A 15405-nucleotide genomic window follows, 5' to 3' on the forward strand; every position below is an offset into this window, starting at 1 on the left:
TCAGAACAGGCGCTGGGAGGGGTCGTCGGTGCCCTTCAGAACGGCGTAGTCCACGGTCACGCAGTCGATGCCACGGTCAGCGGCGAGCACCCGGGCCTGCGGCTTGATCTCCTGGGCGGCGAAGACACCCTTCACCGGGGCGAGCAGCGGGTCCCGGTTGAGCAGTTCGAGGTAGCGGGTCAGCTGCTCGACGCCGTCGATCTCCCCGCGGCGCTTGATCTCCACCGCGACGGTGGTCCCGGCCGCGTCCCGGCAGAGCAGGTCCACGGGGCCGATCGCCGTGGGGTACTCGCGCCGCACCAGCGACCAGCCCGCGCCGAAGGTCTCCACGTGCATCGCCAGCAGCCGCTGCAGCTCGGCCTCGACACCGTCCTTCTGCAGGCCGGGGTCGACGCCGAGCTCGTGGGCGTGGTCGTGCTCGACCGACTCGATGGTGATGATCAGCTGCTCGCCGGCCTTGTTGGTGACCGTCCAGGTGCCCGTGCCGTCGGCGACCTCGTCCCGCAGCGTGCAGGGCGGCGTCATCCAGTTCAGCGGCTTGTAGGCGCGGTCGTCGGCGTGGATGGACACCGAGCCGTCGGCCTTGACCAGCAGCAGCCGGGTCGCCATCGGCAGGTGGGCGGTGAGCCGCCCGATGTAGTCCACGGAACAGCGGGCAATGACCAGACGCACGGGCGCCGACGGTACCCGGCGCGGCAACCGCCCCGGCGCCCCCGTCGGGCTGGGAGCATGCGGCCCGTGGGTCCAGTCCGCACCGCCTCAGTCCTGTTGGCCGTCCTTCTGGTGGCCGCGTGCGCCGAACCGTCCCCCGGAAGCGCTCCCCCGCCGCACGCTCAGCCGCCGGCCGATCCGGACGCCCTGGTGCTCCGGGTCGAGCAGGTCGGCGGGTACACCACGCCGCAGGACCTCGCCGCGCGCCTCCCGGTGGTCAGCGTCTACGCGGACGGGCAGGCGATCCTCCAGGGACCGGTGCCGGCCATCTATCCGGCCTTCGCCTGGCCGAACATCCAGGTGCTCGACCTCGGTGCCGACGGCGTGCAGGAGCTGGTCGACCACGCACTGGCGGCCGGCGTCGCCGAGCAGGGCGACCTGGGCGCCCCACACGTGACCGACATGCCCTCCACCCGGTTCACCCTGCGCACGGCCGAGGGGACGCACGTCCGGGAGGTGTACGCCCTCACCCAGACCACCGGCACGGGCCTCACCGAGGACCAGCTGGCCGCCCGGGAGAGGTTGCTGGAACTGCTCACGGAGGTCCAGGACCTGTCGTCCGCCTCCACCCCCGAGGACGTCCCGGAGTCGTGGACGCCGGCCGCGGTGGCCGCCGTCGTCGAGCCGTGGACGGCGCGGGAGGAGGACACCGCCCAGGGCCTGTCCCCCGAGCCCCTGCCGTGGCCGGGGCCGCCGCTGCCCGGCGAGCCGATCGGCCCGGGGATCAGCTGCGTCGTCGCCACCGGCGAGGTGGCCGGCGCCGTCGTCACGGCGGCTCAGGGCGCGAACATGCTCACCCCCTGGGCCACGCCCGACGGCGCGCTGTGGTCGGTGGCCTTCCGGCCGCTGCTGCCGGACGAGACCGGCTGCGCCGACCTCCAGGCCTGAGACGGCGACGGGCCCGGCCCTCGAGGAGAGGACCGGGCCCGTCGGGCGGTGCAGAGGTCAGACCGTGGCGGGTGTCCGCAGGTCGGCGTCCACGCCGCCGTGCTCGTCGGCCTTCGCGAGCGGCTCGACCGGCGAGGTCGAGTTGTACCGCTCGAGGTCGAGGATGCCCTCCCGCTTGGCGACGATCGTCGGCACCAGCGCCTGGCCGGCCACGTTCACCGCGGTGCGGCCCATGTCGAGGATCGGGTCGATCGCCAGCAGCAGGCCCACGCCGGCCAGCGGCAGGCCGAGGGTCGACAGCGTGAGGGTCAGCATGACCACCGCGCCGGTGACGCCGGCGGTGGCGGCCGAGCCGATGACCGAGACCAGCGCGATGAGCAGGTAGTCGGTGACGCCGAGGTCCACGCCGAAGAACTGGGCGACGAAGATCGCGGCCAGGGCCGGGTAGATCGCGGCGCAGCCGTCCATCTTGGTGGTCGCGCCCAGCGGCACGGCGAACGAGGCGTAGGACCGCGGGACGCCGAGGTTCTGCTCGGTCACCCGCTCGGTCACCGGCAGGGTGCCGATCGAGGAGCGGGACACGAAGGCCAGCTGGATCGCGGGCCACGCACCGGCGAAGTAGCGCAGCGGCGAGAGGCCGTGCGCCCTCAGCAGCACCGGGTAGACGACGAAGAGCACCAGGGCCAGGCCGGCGTAGACCGCGCCGGCGAAGACGCCGAGCGAGCCGAGGGAGCCCCAGCCGTAGCTGGCGACGGCGTTGCCGATCAGGCCGACGGTGCCGATCGGGGCCAGCAGGATGACCCACCAGAGCACCTTCTGGACGATCGCCAGCGCGGAGCGGACGAGGCCGAGGAAGGGCTCGGCCGGCTCGCCGACCTTGAGGACGGCGATGCCGATGGCGACCGAGATGACGATCAGCTGCAGCACGTTGAACGACAGGCCGATCGAGCCGTCGCTCCCCGCGGAGGCCTGCAGGCCCAGGACGTTGCCGGGCACCAGGCCGGTGAGAAAGTCCCACCAGCCGCCGGTGGTGGCCGGGTCGGTCGCGGACGACGCGTCGACCGAGCTGTTGCGGCCGGGCTCGGTGAGCAGGCCCAGGCCGATGCCGATCGCGACGGCGATCAGCGCGGTGATGGCGAACCAGAGCAGCGTCTGGCCGGCCAGCCGCGCGGCGTTGGACACCTGCTTGAGGTTGGCGATCGAGACGATGACCGCGGTGACGATCAGCGGCGGGACCAGTGCCTTGAGAAGCGTGACGAAGCTGCTGCCGATGGTCTGGAGGGTGCTGGTCAGCCAGTTGGGCGAGCCGTCGGAGACGGTGCCCATCTCGCGGGCGACGAAGCCGAGGGCGACGCCGACCACGAGGGCGAGGAGGACCTGCGCGCCGAAGGGCACGCGGCGGAGACGAGCGAGCACGAGGGGACGACCGATCTACGGGTGGGAGGGAGGACGACGGGAACGGTGAGCGTCAACAGCTCGCGGTCGTCATCCGCCCGTAGTCGAGGGCACGCCTGCGCGTCAGGCCCCACACGTTGTGCACGGAGGGGTCAAGGCACGCGGCGGCGCGGCCATGCCCGCGTGTGTCCGGGTTCACTCAGTCGGTCCAGACCGGCCGGCGCTTCTCCAGGAACGACGCCATGCCCTCCCGGGCGCCGTCGAGCTGGCTCGCAGCGGCCATCACCTCCACGGCCGTCGTGTAGGCGTCCCGCTCCGGGCGGTCGAGCTGTGCGTACATCGTCTGCTTGCCCCACGCCTTGCTGGCCCGGGAGCCGCGGGTGGCCCGGGCCAGGAGGTCGTCGACCGCCGCGTCCAGCTCGGCGTCGGGGACGACGCGGTTGACCAGTCCCCAGTCCAGCGCCGTCCGGGCGTCGATGACGTCGCCGGTGAGCGCGAGCTCCATCGCCCGCTTGCGCCCGACGTTGCGCGCGATCGCGACCATCGGCGTGTGGCAGAACCACCCGCCCTTGCCGCCGGGCGCGGCGAAGCCGGCGGACTCCGCGGCCACCGCGAGGTCGCACGACGCGACCAGCTGGCAGCCCGCGGCGGTCGCCAGCGCGTGCACGCGGGCCACGACCACCTGCGGCACGTCCTGGACGGTCTGCATCAGCTCGGTGCACAGCAGCAGGAGGCTGCGCACCTCGGCGACCGGCCTGCCCGCGACATCGGCGAAGTCGTGGCCGGCACTGAACACCGGCCCCTCGGCGGCGAGGACGATGCCGGTGGCGTCGCTCGAGCCGGCCTCGGTGACGGCAGCCAGCAGCTGCGTGAGGTGCTCGCGGGAGAGCGCGTTGCGGCGCGCCGCCCGCACCATCGTGATGCGGACGGCGTCGCCGTCGCGTTCGACCCGGGGTGCGCCGTCAGCCATGCGACGACGCTAGCGACCTCAGGCCGGAGTGGGGACCTTTTCGTGGGCGGGGAGGTCGTTCGCCTCGCGGATCACGTCGACCACCGACCCCATGATCTCGGTCAGGCCGAAGTCCTTCGGGGTGAAGACGCGGGCCACGCCCTGGTCGCGCAGCCGGCGCGCGTCGCTGTCGGGGATGATCCCGCCGACGACCACCGGGACGTCGTCCAGGCCGGCCTCCTTGAGCCCGCGGAGCACCGCCGGCACCACCTGCAGGTGGGAGCCGGAGAGCACCGACAGACCGACGACGTGCACGTCCTCCTCGACCGCGGCCGAGACGATCTGCGCCGGGGTCAGGCGGATGCCCTGGTAGATGACCTCGAAGCCGGCGTCGCGCGCGCGGACGGCGATCTGCTCGGCGCCGTTGGAGTGACCGTCCAGGCCGGGCTTGCCGACCAGGAAGCGCAGCCGCCCGCCGAGCTCCTCGCCCGTGGACCGCACCCGCTCGCGGATGTCGATCAGCGTCGCGTCGGCCTCGCCGCCGCTGCTGGCCGCGGCCACGCCGGTGGGTGCGCGGTACTCGCCGAACACCTCGCGCAGCACCCCGGCCCACTCCCCCGTCGTCACGCCCGCACGGGCGCAGTCGAGGGTGGCGGCCATCAGGTTGACGTCGGTCGCCGCCGCCGCGCGGAGGGCGTCGAGCGCCGTGTCGGCGGCGGCCTGGTCGCGCTCGGCCCGCCACGTCCGGACGGCTTCCTGCGCGGACGCCTCCACGGCCGGATCGACGGTCATGATCGCGGCGTCGAGGTCGGCGGTGAGCGGGTTGGGCTCGGTGGTCTGGAACTTGTTGACGCCGACGACGACGTCCTCACCGCTCTCGATCCGGCGGCGGCGCTCGGCGAGCGAACCCACCATCGCGCTCTTCATGTAGCCGGACTCGACGGCCGCGACCGCGCCGCCGAGCTCCTCGACGCGGGCCATCTCGGCCTTGGCGCCCTCGACCAGGTCGGCGACCTTCTTCTCCACGACGACCGAGCCGGTGAACAGGTCCTCGTACTCGAGCAGATCGGTCTCGTAGGCCAGCACCTGCTGGAGCCGGAGCGACCACTGCTGGTCCCACGGGCGGGGCAGGCCCAGTGCCTCGTTCCAGGCCGGCAGCTGCACCGCGCGGGCGCGGGAGTCGCGGGACAGGGTGACCGCCAGCATCTCCAGCACGATGCGCTGGACGTTGTTCTCCGGCTGCGCCTCGGTCAGGCCGAGGGAGTTGACCTGCACGCCGTAGCGGAAGCGACGCTGCTTGGCGTCCTGCACGCCGTAGCGCTCCTGCGTCAGCTCGTCCCAGAGCTGGGTGAAGGCGCGCATCTTGCACATCTCCTCGACGAAGCGGACGCCCGCGTTGACGAAGAAGGAGATGCGGGCGACGACCTCGCCGAACTTCTCCTGCGGCACCTGGCCCGAGTCGCGGACCGAGTCCAGGACGGCGATCGCGGTGCTGATCGCGTAGGCGATCTCCTGCTCCGGCGTCGCCCCGGCCTCCTGCAGGTGGTAGCTGCAGATGTTGATCGGGTTCCACTTCGGCATGGTCGTCACCGTGTAGGCGACCATGTCGGTGATCAGCCGCATCGACGGAGCCGGCGGGAAGACGTAGGTCCCCCGCGACAGGTACTCCTTGATGATGTCGTTCTGCGTCGTGCCGGCCAGCTTGCTGACGTCGTGCCCGTGCTCCTCGGCGACCGCCTGGTAGAGCGCGAGCAGCCACATCGCGGTGGCGTTGATCGTCATCGACGTGTTCATCTCGTCGAGCGGGATGCCGTCGAACAGGGCGCGCATGTCGCCGATGTGGGTGACCGGGACGCCGACCTTGCCGACCTCGCCGACGGCGAGCTCGTCGTCGGGGTCGTACCCGGTCTGCGTCGGCAGGTCGAAGGCCACCGAGAGGCCGGTCTGGCCCTTGGCCAGGTTGCGCCGGTACAGCGCGTTGGACTCGGCCGGCGAGGAGTGGCCGGCGTAGGTGCGCATGACCCAGGGACGGTCACGCTCCTCCGGCGATGACGGGAACGGCATACCGGCGGAGTCTAGGGCGGTCCCGGTACAGCAGCAGCCCCGCCCGGGCAACGGTGTCCGGTGGCACACTCGATCGGGTCGCATCGAAGGGGGACGCCGGTGTCCGGAGGGCTCGGACCGATCGTGGTCATCCTGTTCGTCGTGGGCCTGCTGGCACTCGTGACGCGATGGGCCTTCGGCCCCGGTTACGGCCGGACGGCCGCCCCCGCGGCGCCCGCCGGCGACGGGCTGCTCGTGCTCGTGGCCACGGTGACCGCGCCGCAGACCGCGCGGGCGCTGCGGGCCGTGCTCTCCGACGCCGGCATCCGGTCCACCCAGCGCTCACCGGCGCCGCATCGCACCGACGTGCTGGTCTTCCCCGACGACGCTGCCCGCGCCCGGATGCTGGCGGCGTCCTTCTCCGGCTGAGTCAGCCCGGCCGCTGCGTCCGCTCGACCTGGGCGCCCAGGCCGCGCAGCTGCTCGACGAAGTGCGGGTAGCCGCGGTCGACGTGGTGCACCTCCTGCACCTCGGTCACGCCGTCGGAGAGCAGGCCGGCCAGGACCAGGCCGGCGCCGGCGCGGATGTCGGTGGCCACGACGGGCGCACTGGAGAGCCGCTCCCGGCCGCGGACGACGGCGTGGTGGCCGTCGATGCGCACGTCGGCACCGAGGCGGACGAGTTCGTTGACGAACATGAACCGGCCCTCGAAGACGTTCTCCGTGATCAGGGCGGTGCCGGTGGAGACCGCCGCCAGTGCCACCGCCATCGGCTGCAGGTCGGTCGGGAACCCGGGGAAGGGCAGGGTGACGACGTCGACGGCGCGCGGCCGGTCGGCCATCGCGACGCGCAGCCCGTCGGGCAGCTCCTCGACCGTGGCGCCGGCGTCGACGAGCTTGTCCAGTGCCACCCGCAGGTGCCCGGCGACCGCGCGCTCGATGACCACGTCGCCGCGCGTCATCACCGCCCCGATGGCCCACGTGCCGGCCACGATCCGGTCGGGCACGGTCGTGTAGGTGACCGGCGAGAGGTTCTCCACGCCGTCCACGGTGAGGGTGGAGGTGCCGGCGCCGTCGATCCGCGCCCCCATCGCGGTGAGCATCGCGCAGAGGTCGACGATCTCCGGCTCGCGGGCCGCGTTGTCGATCACCGTCGTCCCCTCGGCCAGGACCGCGGCCATGACCAGGTTCTCGGTCGCTCCCACCGACGGGAAGTCCAGCCAGATGGAGGTGCCGCGCAGCCGCGGCGCGGTGGCGACGAGGAAGCCGTGCTCGCTGATGATCGTGGCGCCGAGCCGCTCCAGGCCGGCGATGTGCATGTCCAGCCCGCGGGAGCCGATGGCGTCGCCGCCCGGAAGGGCGACCCGCGCACTGCCGCAGCGGGCGACCAGCGGGCCGAGCACGCTGATCGAGGCGCGCATGCGGCGCACGAGGTCGTAGTCGGTCTCGGTCGAGGGCTGCTCGGGCACGTCGACCACGACCCGGCCACCGCCACCGCTGCCGGGCGTGGGCGTGTAGGTGACCCCGCAGCCGAGCCGGCGGAGCACCTCGCTCATGATCGAGACGTCGAGGATGTCGGGCACCTCGTCGATCGCGGTGCGCCCCGGCGCCAGCAGGGCGGCAGCCATGAGCTTCAGCGCGCTGTTCTTGGCCCCGGTGACCCGCACCCGGCCGGACAACGCCGCTCCACCGGACACCTCGAAGCACTCCACCGGGCCACCCTACGAGAGCGCCGGATTCACTCCACGACGCGCAGCGTGGCCGGGATGTCCATCCGGCCGAGCGACCGCAGGGTGACCAGCGGCGTCAGGGCGACCGCGCCCACGCCGAGGGCCAGCGCCACGACCACCGTCGTCGGCGACACGCTGGCCGGCATGCCGAACTCCGGCAGCGTCCGGTGCAGCTGCACCTCGACCGTGTACCGGGTGAACAGGTAGCCCAGCCCCAGCCCGACCGCGGTGCCCAGCAGTCCGATGAACGCGTTCTCCACCACGCCCATCGTGACGACGGCGCGTCGGGGCAGGCCGAAGGCGAACATCGTCGCGTTCTCCCGCGCTCGTTCGTCGGTGGCGATGCTCGTGGCGTTGAAGGCGATGAGCAGCGCGAGGAGCAGCGTCACCGCGGCCGCGACGCCGAGGACGCTGGTGAAGGCGCCGAGCGCGTCGCGGAAGCTGTCGGTCACGGCCGTGGCCGCCTGCACCGAGGCGACGTCGGGCACGGCGAACAGCGCGCGGGTCAGTTCGTCCCGGCTCACTCCCGCCGCCGGTGTCACCTCGAGCGCGTTGACGAGGCCGGACGTCCCGAAGGCCGCCGCCTGCGAGCGGTCGAGGTAGGCGACCGCCCGGATCGGTCCGGGATGGATGCCGCCGACGACGATCGTCGTGGTGGCACGAGTGAACCCAGCGGCGGTGCGCTGCGGGTGGTCCAGCTCGATCCGGTCGCCCGGCTGCACCCCGAGGTCCCGCGCTGCGACCTGGCTCAGGACGATCCCGGACCGCGCGGCGTCCGCGCCACCGCCATCGATCGTGGGCCGCCACAGCCCGCCGCCGAGGTCCCGGATCGAGACCGCGAGCGGGATCTCCTCGCCTGCGCTGCGGGCGGTCCCGTCCACCAGCAGCGTCGTCGCCGCGTCGCCGACCTGCGGCGCACCGGTGACCGCGGCGACCTGCGGCGCGTCCTCCGGGAACACGTCGGCGAACTGGACGGTGACCCGGTCGGGAGCCGACCGGGTGGCCTCCGCGTCGAAGTCGTCGAGGGTTCCGGTGAAGGAGTCGAGGATGCCGAAGACGGCGACCAGCGTCGCGATGGCCGCGCCGACCCCCAGCGAGGTGAGCACCGTCCGGCGCGGCGTGCGGACCAGGTTGCGCAGCGGCATCCGGGAGTAGGAGCGCCCCGGGAGGGCGAGCCGCCGCAGCAGGGGGGTGAACCGCACCTGCCGGGCCGCCAGGTGCCCGACGCGGATGGCCTCCACCGGCTCCACCCGGATCGCCCGCCAGGTGGGCCAGGCGACGCCCAGCAGCGGCAGCAGGAAGCCCAGCGCAGCGGCCTGGAGGTAGGTCGCGTACGGGAACGGCTGTTCCCACACCGGCAGCGGCAGCAGCGTCCGGAACAGCCCGCCGAAGAGCCTGCCGGTGACCACGCCGACCCCGATGCCGAGCAGCACGCCGAGCACCGAGATCTGCACGCCGAGCGCCAGGGGCCGGATCGCCAGCTGCCGCCGCGGCAGCCCCAGCGCCATGGCGACGCCGATCTCCCGCCGCTGGGACTCCACCACGCGGGTGGTCAGGTTGAACGTGGCGAAGGCCGCGCCGGCGAGCAGCAGGCCGGCGATGATCCGCCAGAACTGCGCGTCGCCCTCGATGTCCTCGTAGAGCGTGCGGTAGACGATCTCCTCGCCCTTGACCACGGCGGTCGAGGCCAGCTGCTCGGCGTCCAGCTCCTGCTGCAGCGCCGCCGCGACGGCGCCGTCGTCAGCCCCCGACGCCAGGCGGAGCACCACCTCGTTCACCCGGCCGGGCGCGTCGGCCAGGGCCTGGGCGGTCTCCAGGGGCGCGAAGACGACACCGAAGCCCGCCTCGGTGGTGAACGCACCACCCCCGCCCCCGGCGATGGCGAAGTACTCGGGCAGCTGGCCGTGCCCGGCGTAGGAGAGCGACCGGTCGCCCGCCACCCGCAGCGTCCCCGCGTCGGGCAGGTCGTAGTAGTCGGCGAAGGACCGTTCGAGGACCACCGCGGGATCGCCCGCCCGCAGTCCCTGGCCGCTGCTCACCGACAGCCGGTCGACCGGGGCGTCCACCGGCATCCCGACGATGCGCCCCGGCACCAACACCTGCTGCCCGGCGCTGGAGACGTCGACCAGCGTGGGCAGGATCAGCCGCTCGGCCACAGCCTGCACCTGCGCGGCCTGTGGGATCCGGCCGACCGCGGCGGCCAGCGTTCCGGCCTCGGCGGTCAGTCCTTCGCTGAGGGTGACCCGCACGTCGTGCATCCGCAGCAGCTCGAAGCTGCGGTCGTTGGACGCCCGCCGCCAGTCGGACGTGCCGAGGAGGGCTGCGTAGGTGCCGGTGCCCAGGGCGAGCACCAGGGCGATCGCGGTCACCAGCACCCAGCGCCGGCGCAGGTCACGCAGGGCCCAGCGCAGCAGCAGTCCCCGGGTCCGCACGGCCGGCTACCAGTGCAGCTCGGACACCGGAGCCCGCCCGCCGGGCGGCGGCCCGTCGGCGACGATGTGCCCGCTGGAGAGCTCGATGACCCGGTCGGCCACCCGGGCGATCTCCCGGTTGTGGGTGACGACGAGGACCGTCGTCCCTGCCTCGGCCTGCTTCCGGAGCAGGTCGAGGATCGCCACCCCGGTGCGGAAGTCCAGCTCACCCGTGGGCTCGTCGGCCAGCAGGACGGGGTTGCCGGTGGCCAGCGCCCTGGCGATGGCCACCCGCTGCTGCTCGCCGCCGGACAGCTGGTGCGGGAAGTGGTTCGCCCGGCCCGCCAGCCCCACCCCGGCCAGCGTGCTCTCGGCGGTCTGCCGCGCCTGCGCGCGCCCGGCGACGTCGGCACCGAACTGCACGTTCTCCAGCGCGGTCAGCCCGGGAAAGAGGTTGAAGGACTGGAAGACGAAGCTGACCGTGTGCCGCCGCAGCCTGGCCCGCTCGGACCTGGAGGCGGCAGTGACGTCCTGCCCGCCGACCCGGACGCGCCCCTCCGTGGCGACGTCGAGCGCACCGATGAGGTTGAGCAGCGTGGTCTTGCCGCTGCCGGACGGGCCGAGGATCACCACGAACGCCGCCTCGTCGACGTGCAGGTCCACCTGCTCGAGGGCGGTGACCGTCACGTCGCCGATCCGGTAGCGCCGGCTCACGCCGTCGAGGTCGACGCGGGTCCCGGCGGCCGCGCGCGAGGCGTCGACGACCGGCTTCGCGTCGTCCCGCACCGGTTGGGCCATGCAGCGACCGTGCCGTCCCTGCGGTGGTCCGCGCACCGGCTGAACGGTCCTTCGCGGCAGGGTCGAAGGGACCCTCCGGCCGGTCGTCGGCGGCGGCACGTCCTAGGCTCGCGCCCATGACCGTCCGGCTCACGCGCATCTACACGAAGACCGGCGACGCCGGTCAGACCCACCTGGGCGACATGAGCCGGGTGGCGAAGACCGACCCGCGGCTGGTCGCCTACGCCGACGTGGACGAGACCAACAGCGTGCTGGGGACGGCGGTGGCCCTCGGCTCCCCCGAGCCGGCGCTCGCCGACCTGCTGCGCAGCATCCAGAACGACCTGTTCGACGTCGGCGCCGATCTCTGCACCCCGATCACGCCGGACCCGGAGTACCCGCCGCTGCGCATCACCGCGGCCTACACCGAGCGGCTCGAGGCGGCCTGCGACGAGTACAACGAGACGCTGCCCAAGCTGAACAGCTTCATCCTGCCGGGCGGCACGCCGCTGGCCGCCCTGCTGCACCAGGCCCGGGTCGTGGCCCGGCGGGCCGAGCGCAGCGTCTGGGCGCTGCTCGAGGCGGACGAGGCGAACGGCCGGACCGGGGTCACCAACACCGAGACCGCGCGCTACCTCAACCGGCTCTCGGACCTGCTGTTCATCCTGTCGCGGGTGGCCAACCCGGGCGGCGACATCCTCTGGGTGCCCGGCGGCCCCACGGCCGGGTAGTTCCCGCGGTCAGCGACCCGGCGGGGCCGACTCCAGCCAGGACAGGAAGCCGGTCACCGTCGAGGGGTCCATCGCCAGGTCGCGGTGCCCCTCGGCGGTGGCGCAGGAGAGGACGACGACGTCCTCGGGCAGCGCGAGGTCGGCCCGGCCGGCACGGCGCTGGGACTCGACGGTGAAGCCCGACCGCTCCAGCCGGTGCTGCGGCCGCACCGAGAGCGACAGTGCCCGGTACCAGAGCAGGGCGTCGCCCCCGTACCAGGCGACGCCCACGGACCACCGCGACGAGCTCGGGGTGCGCAGCCACATGGTGACCGCACCGAGCCCGGAGAGCAGGAACCGGCGGCGCAGCAGGAACACGACGGCCACCACGACGAGCAGCAGTCCCAGCAGGACCAGCAGGGCCGTGGTCACGGGCGGTTCGGAGCCGGGCCGGGTGGTGCCGGGAAGATCAGACGGTCTCGCCGGCCGCACGCAGCCGGGAGATCGCGCGACGCGCGGCGTCGAGCGCCTCCGGGTCGTCCCCGGCGTCCTCGGCGCGGGACAGCGCCGTGCGAGCGCGCTCCACGTCGATCTCCGTGGAGATCTCGGCCGTCTCGGCGAGGATGGAGACGCCCTTCTCGCTCACCGAGAGGAAGCCACCGTGGGCGGCGACGGTGAGGTCCTCACCGGTCTCGGTGCGAATGGTGACGACACCGCCGGGGGCCAGCTGGCCCAGCAGGGGCGCGTGACCGGGCAGGACGCCGAGCTCGCCCTCGGTCGTGCGGGCGATGACCATCGTGGCCTCGCCGGACCAGATCTTGCGCTCGACGGCCACCAACTCGACCTGCAGGGTCGCCACGACACTCCTCGGTTCTTGCGGACGGGTCTCCACCCTAGCGTCGAGGGGCGGGCGGCTGCCCGGCCCCCCTGCTCGGAGGGCGTCAGGCGGCGCGGCGGTAGAGCAGCGTGAACCGGCCGACGCGGACCCACGGGTGCCGGACGGTGGACGCCGGCGCCCACTCCTCGATGCGGAAGCGGGCGATGTCCACCGGCTCCTCGGGCGCGAACGGCGCCCAGGTCCAGTCGGGGTCGCCGCCGTCACCGGTGCGCCCGTCCAGTCTGCTGATCGCGTCCACGCCGAACCCCTGCGACGGCGCCCGCCGGTCGGGCGCTCCGTCCTGATGGTCGGCACTGCGGCGACGGAACTGGAGCCCCGCCCGCAGAAGAGCACACGGACGGGTGACGGAACGCCGACGGCCGGGCCTCCCCGAAGGGAGACCCGGCCGTCGGTCAGGGCTGAGCGGGTGCTCAGGCCTTCTTGAGCTTGGCCGCGTTGGCCTCGAGGTCCTCGAGTCCACCGCACATGAAGAAGGCCTGCTCCGGGACGTGGTCGTACTCGCCCTCGGTGATCGCCTTGAACGACTGCAGCGTCTCGGCCAGCGGCACGAACGAGCCGGGCTGACCGGTGAAGGCCTCGGCGACGAACATGTTCTGCGACAGGAACCGCTCGACACGACGGGCCCGGTTCACGGTGACCTTGTCCTCTTCACCGAGCTCGTCGATGCCGAGGATCGCGATGATGTCCTGCAGCTCCTGGTAACGCTGCAGCACCTGCTTGACCCGCTGCGCGGTGTCGTAGTGCTCCTGGCCCACGTACTGCGGGTCGAGGATCCGGCTGGTGGAGTCCAGCGGGTCCACGGCCGGGTAGATGCCCTTCTCCGAGATCGGCCGCGAGAGCACGGTCGTCGCGTCGAGGTGGGCGAACGTGGTGTGCGGTGCGGGGTCGGTGATGTCGTCGGCGGGCACGTAGATCGCCTGCAGCGAGGTGATCGAGCGACCCCGCGTCGAGGTGATCCGCTCCTGCAGCTGACCCATCTCGTCGGCCAGGGTGGGCTGGTAACCCACGGCCGAGGGCATGCGGCCCAGCAGCGTGGACACCTCGGACCCGGCCTGCGTGAACCGGAAGATGTTGTCGATGAAGAGCAGCACGTCCTGGTTCTGCTCGTCGCGGAAGTACTCCGCCATCGTCAGCGCGGAGAGCGCGACCCGCAGACGGGTGCCCGGCGGCTCGTCCATCTGGCCGAACACCAGGGCGGTCGAGTTGATGACCCCGGACTCGGTCATCTCGGTGATGAGGTCGTTGCCCTCACGGGTGCGCTCACCCACACCGGCGAACACCGACACACCACCGAACTCCTGGGCGACGCGACGGATCATCTCCTGGATGAGCACCGTCTTGCCGACGCCGGCACCGCCGAACAGGCCGATCTTGCCGCCGGCCACGTAGGGCGTGAGCAGGTCGATGACCTTGATGCCGGTCTCCAGCATCTCGGTGCGACCCTCGAGCTGGTCGAACCGCGGCGCGCTCCGGTGGATGGTCCACCGCGGCGCGTCCAGGCCGTAGCCGGGCTCGTCCAGGCACTCGCCCAGCGTGTTCCAGACGTGGCCGGTGGTGACGTCGCCGACGGGCACGCTGATCGCGCTGCCGGTGTCGGTGACCTCGGACCCGCGGACGAGGCCGTCGGTCGGGGCCATCGAGATGGTCCGGACCACGTTCTCGCCCAGGTGCTGGGCGACCTCGAGGGTCAGGGTCTTGCTCAGGTCGGCGAGCGTGACGTCGACCTTCAGGGCGTTGAACAGGTCGGGCATCGCGTCGCGCGGGAACTCGACGTCGACGACCGGCCCGGTGACCCGCATGACGCGGCCGGTGCTGGCCTGCGTCTGCGAGCTGGTCGGACGGTCCTCGGTGACGGTCATCTGTGCTGCTCTCCTGCCCTCGGGCTCGTGCTGCGTGATGGAACGGTGGTGAGCGGGTCAGTCGCCCGCATTGGCCGAGACCAGCGCGTCGGCGCCGCCGACGATCTCGCTGATCTCCTGGGTGATCTCCGCCTGGCGGGCCTGGTTCGCCTGCCGGGAGAGGTTCTTCGCGAGCTCCTCGGCGTTGTCCGAGGCGGACTTCATCGCCCGGCGGCGCGACGCCGACTCCGAGGCTGCCGCCTCGAGGATCGCCGCGTAGATCCGGGTGGTGATGTACTTCGGCAGCAGGGCGTCCAGCAGGCCCTCGGCCGACGGCTCGAACTCGTAAGAGGTCGGGACGCCCGAGTCGCCGGCAGCACCGCTCTCGCGATCCTCCCGCTCGTAGTCGAACTCCTCGACCTCCTCCACCTCCAGCGGCGCCATGCGCTTGGCCACCGGCACCTGGGCGAGCAGCGAGCGGAACTCGGTGTAGACGATGTGCAGCTCGTCCACGCCCAGGACGCCGTCGTCGCCGGCGCCGCCCTGCTCGTCGTCGTCCGCCCCGGCCGTGAAGACGTCGATCAGCGCGGAGCCGATCTCCTGCGCGTCCTCGTAGCGGGGCTGCTCGGAGAAGCCGGTGAACGTCTGCGCCATCTCGCGGTCGCGGAAGGAGTAGTACGTCTCCCCCTTGCGGCCGACGACGTAGAGCACCGGCTCCTTGCCCTCCTGGCGGAGCAGCGAGAGCAGCTCCTCGGTGCGACGGAGGACGTTCACGTTGTACGAGCCGGCGAAGCCGCGGTCGGAGGTGATGACCAGGACGGCCGCGCGCCGCGGGTTCTCCCGCTCGGTGAGCAGCGGGTGGTTCAGCGACGCCGAGGACGCCAGGGCGGAGAGCACACGCGTGATCTCCCGGGCGTAGGGCTTGGACGCCTCCACCCGGGCCTGGGCGCGCACGATGCGGGCACCGGCGATCAGCTCCTGAGCCGAGAAGATCTTCTTCGTCGACTGGGTGGAGCGGATGCGGCGCCGCAGGGCGCGCAGAGAGGCGGCCATGGG

At 72.8% G+C, this 15405-nt stretch carries 15 protein-coding genes; 3 read left to right on the forward strand and 12 right to left on the reverse strand.

The genetic code is table 11. The features are described from left to right. Positions 1-672, reverse strand: coding sequence for an endonuclease NucS (nucS, locus tag CRP29_RS07025; protein ID WP_097194357.1), 672 nt, complete (start codon positions 670-672; stop codon positions 1-3). Positions 673-738: 66 nt separating this feature from the next. Here nucS and CRP29_RS07030 point away from each other — a divergent pair, with 66 nt between their 5' ends. Further along, positions 739-1599, forward strand: a complete 861-nt coding sequence (locus CRP29_RS07030) for a hypothetical protein (RefSeq protein ID WP_217991488.1) — start codon at positions 739-741, stop codon at positions 1597-1599. A gap of 57 nt (positions 1600-1656) precedes the next feature. Here CRP29_RS07030 and CRP29_RS07035 read toward each other — a convergent pair whose 3' ends face one another. The 3 genes from CRP29_RS07035 to CRP29_RS07045 form a co-directional block, all read right to left on the reverse strand. After that, positions 1657-3015 carry a dicarboxylate/amino acid:cation symporter gene (locus CRP29_RS07035; protein ID WP_097194359.1) on the reverse strand — a complete coding sequence of 453 codons (1359 nt, stop codon included), beginning with the start codon at positions 3013-3015 and terminating at the stop codon, positions 1657-1659. A gap of 178 nt (positions 3016-3193) precedes the next feature. Then, positions 3194-3964 (reverse strand): enoyl-CoA hydratase-related protein, encoded by a 771-nt coding sequence (locus tag CRP29_RS07040; RefSeq protein WP_097194360.1) that lies wholly within the window; start codon positions 3962-3964, stop codon positions 3194-3196. Between the two features lie 18 nt (positions 3965-3982). After that, positions 3983-6007, reverse strand: coding sequence for a protein meaA (locus CRP29_RS07045; protein WP_097194361.1), 2025 nt, complete (start codon positions 6005-6007; stop codon positions 3983-3985). A 99-nt stretch (positions 6008-6106) separates the two neighbouring features. On the opposite strand from CRP29_RS07045, the gene CRP29_RS07050 reads away from it, so the two are divergent. Then, on the forward strand, positions 6107-6415 hold the full coding sequence (locus CRP29_RS07050; RefSeq protein ID WP_245852584.1) for a hypothetical protein: 309 nt from the start codon (positions 6107-6109) through the stop codon (positions 6413-6415). A gap of 1 nt (position 6416) precedes the next feature. Here CRP29_RS07050 and murA read toward each other — a convergent pair whose 3' ends face one another. From murA to CRP29_RS07065, 3 genes are read right to left on the reverse strand one after another with little or no spacing between them, the layout of a single operon-like run. After that, positions 6417-7697 (reverse strand): UDP-N-acetylglucosamine 1-carboxyvinyltransferase, encoded by a 1281-nt coding sequence (gene murA, locus CRP29_RS07055; protein ID WP_097194362.1) that lies wholly within the window; start codon positions 7695-7697, stop codon positions 6417-6419. A gap of 26 nt (positions 7698-7723) precedes the next feature. Further along, a complete protein-coding gene (locus tag CRP29_RS07060) occupies positions 7724-10147 on the reverse strand; it encodes an ABC transporter permease (protein ID WP_097194363.1) in 2424 nt (807 codons plus the stop codon). A gap of 6 nt (positions 10148-10153) precedes the next feature. After that, positions 10154-10924, reverse strand: a complete 771-nt coding sequence (locus CRP29_RS07065) for an ABC transporter ATP-binding protein (protein ID WP_097194364.1) — start codon at positions 10922-10924, stop codon at positions 10154-10156. Between the two features lie 116 nt (positions 10925-11040). Between CRP29_RS07065 and CRP29_RS07070 the strand changes: the two genes are divergently transcribed. After that, a complete protein-coding gene (locus tag CRP29_RS07070; RefSeq protein ID WP_097194365.1) occupies positions 11041-11634 on the forward strand; it encodes a cob(I)yrinic acid a,c-diamide adenosyltransferase in 594 nt (197 codons plus the stop codon). A gap of 9 nt (positions 11635-11643) precedes the next feature. Here CRP29_RS07070 and CRP29_RS07075 read toward each other — a convergent pair whose 3' ends face one another. The 5 genes from CRP29_RS07075 to CRP29_RS07095 all read right to left on the reverse strand — a co-directional run bounded on the left by CRP29_RS07075 (position 11644) and on the right by CRP29_RS07095 (position 15402). Next, positions 11644-12045, reverse strand: coding sequence for a DUF2550 domain-containing protein (locus CRP29_RS07075; protein ID WP_097194366.1), 402 nt, complete (start codon positions 12043-12045; stop codon positions 11644-11646). A 37-nt stretch (positions 12046-12082) separates the two neighbouring features. After that, positions 12083-12472, reverse strand: coding sequence for a F0F1 ATP synthase subunit epsilon (locus tag CRP29_RS07080; RefSeq protein ID WP_097194367.1), 390 nt, complete (start codon positions 12470-12472; stop codon positions 12083-12085). An 82-nt stretch (positions 12473-12554) separates the two neighbouring features. Then, the gene (locus tag CRP29_RS07085; RefSeq protein WP_097194368.1) at positions 12555-12749 is read right to left on the reverse strand and encodes a hypothetical protein; all 195 of its coding nucleotides are present in this window, start codon (positions 12747-12749) and stop codon (positions 12555-12557) included. 172 nt (positions 12750-12921) lie between these two features. Beyond that, a complete protein-coding gene (atpD, locus tag CRP29_RS07090) occupies positions 12922-14370 on the reverse strand; it encodes a F0F1 ATP synthase subunit beta (protein WP_091980735.1) in 1449 nt (482 codons plus the stop codon). Between the two features lie 57 nt (positions 14371-14427). Then, complete coding sequence (locus tag CRP29_RS07095) at positions 14428-15402, reverse strand: F0F1 ATP synthase subunit gamma (protein WP_097194369.1); 975 nt, start codon at positions 15400-15402, stop codon at positions 14428-14430. Positions 15403-15405: the final 3 nt, after the last annotated feature.

This window comes from Blastococcus aggregatus, from assembly GCF_900221005.1.
GTDB lineage: Bacteria > Actinomycetota > Actinomycetes > Mycobacteriales > Geodermatophilaceae > Blastococcus > Blastococcus aggregatus.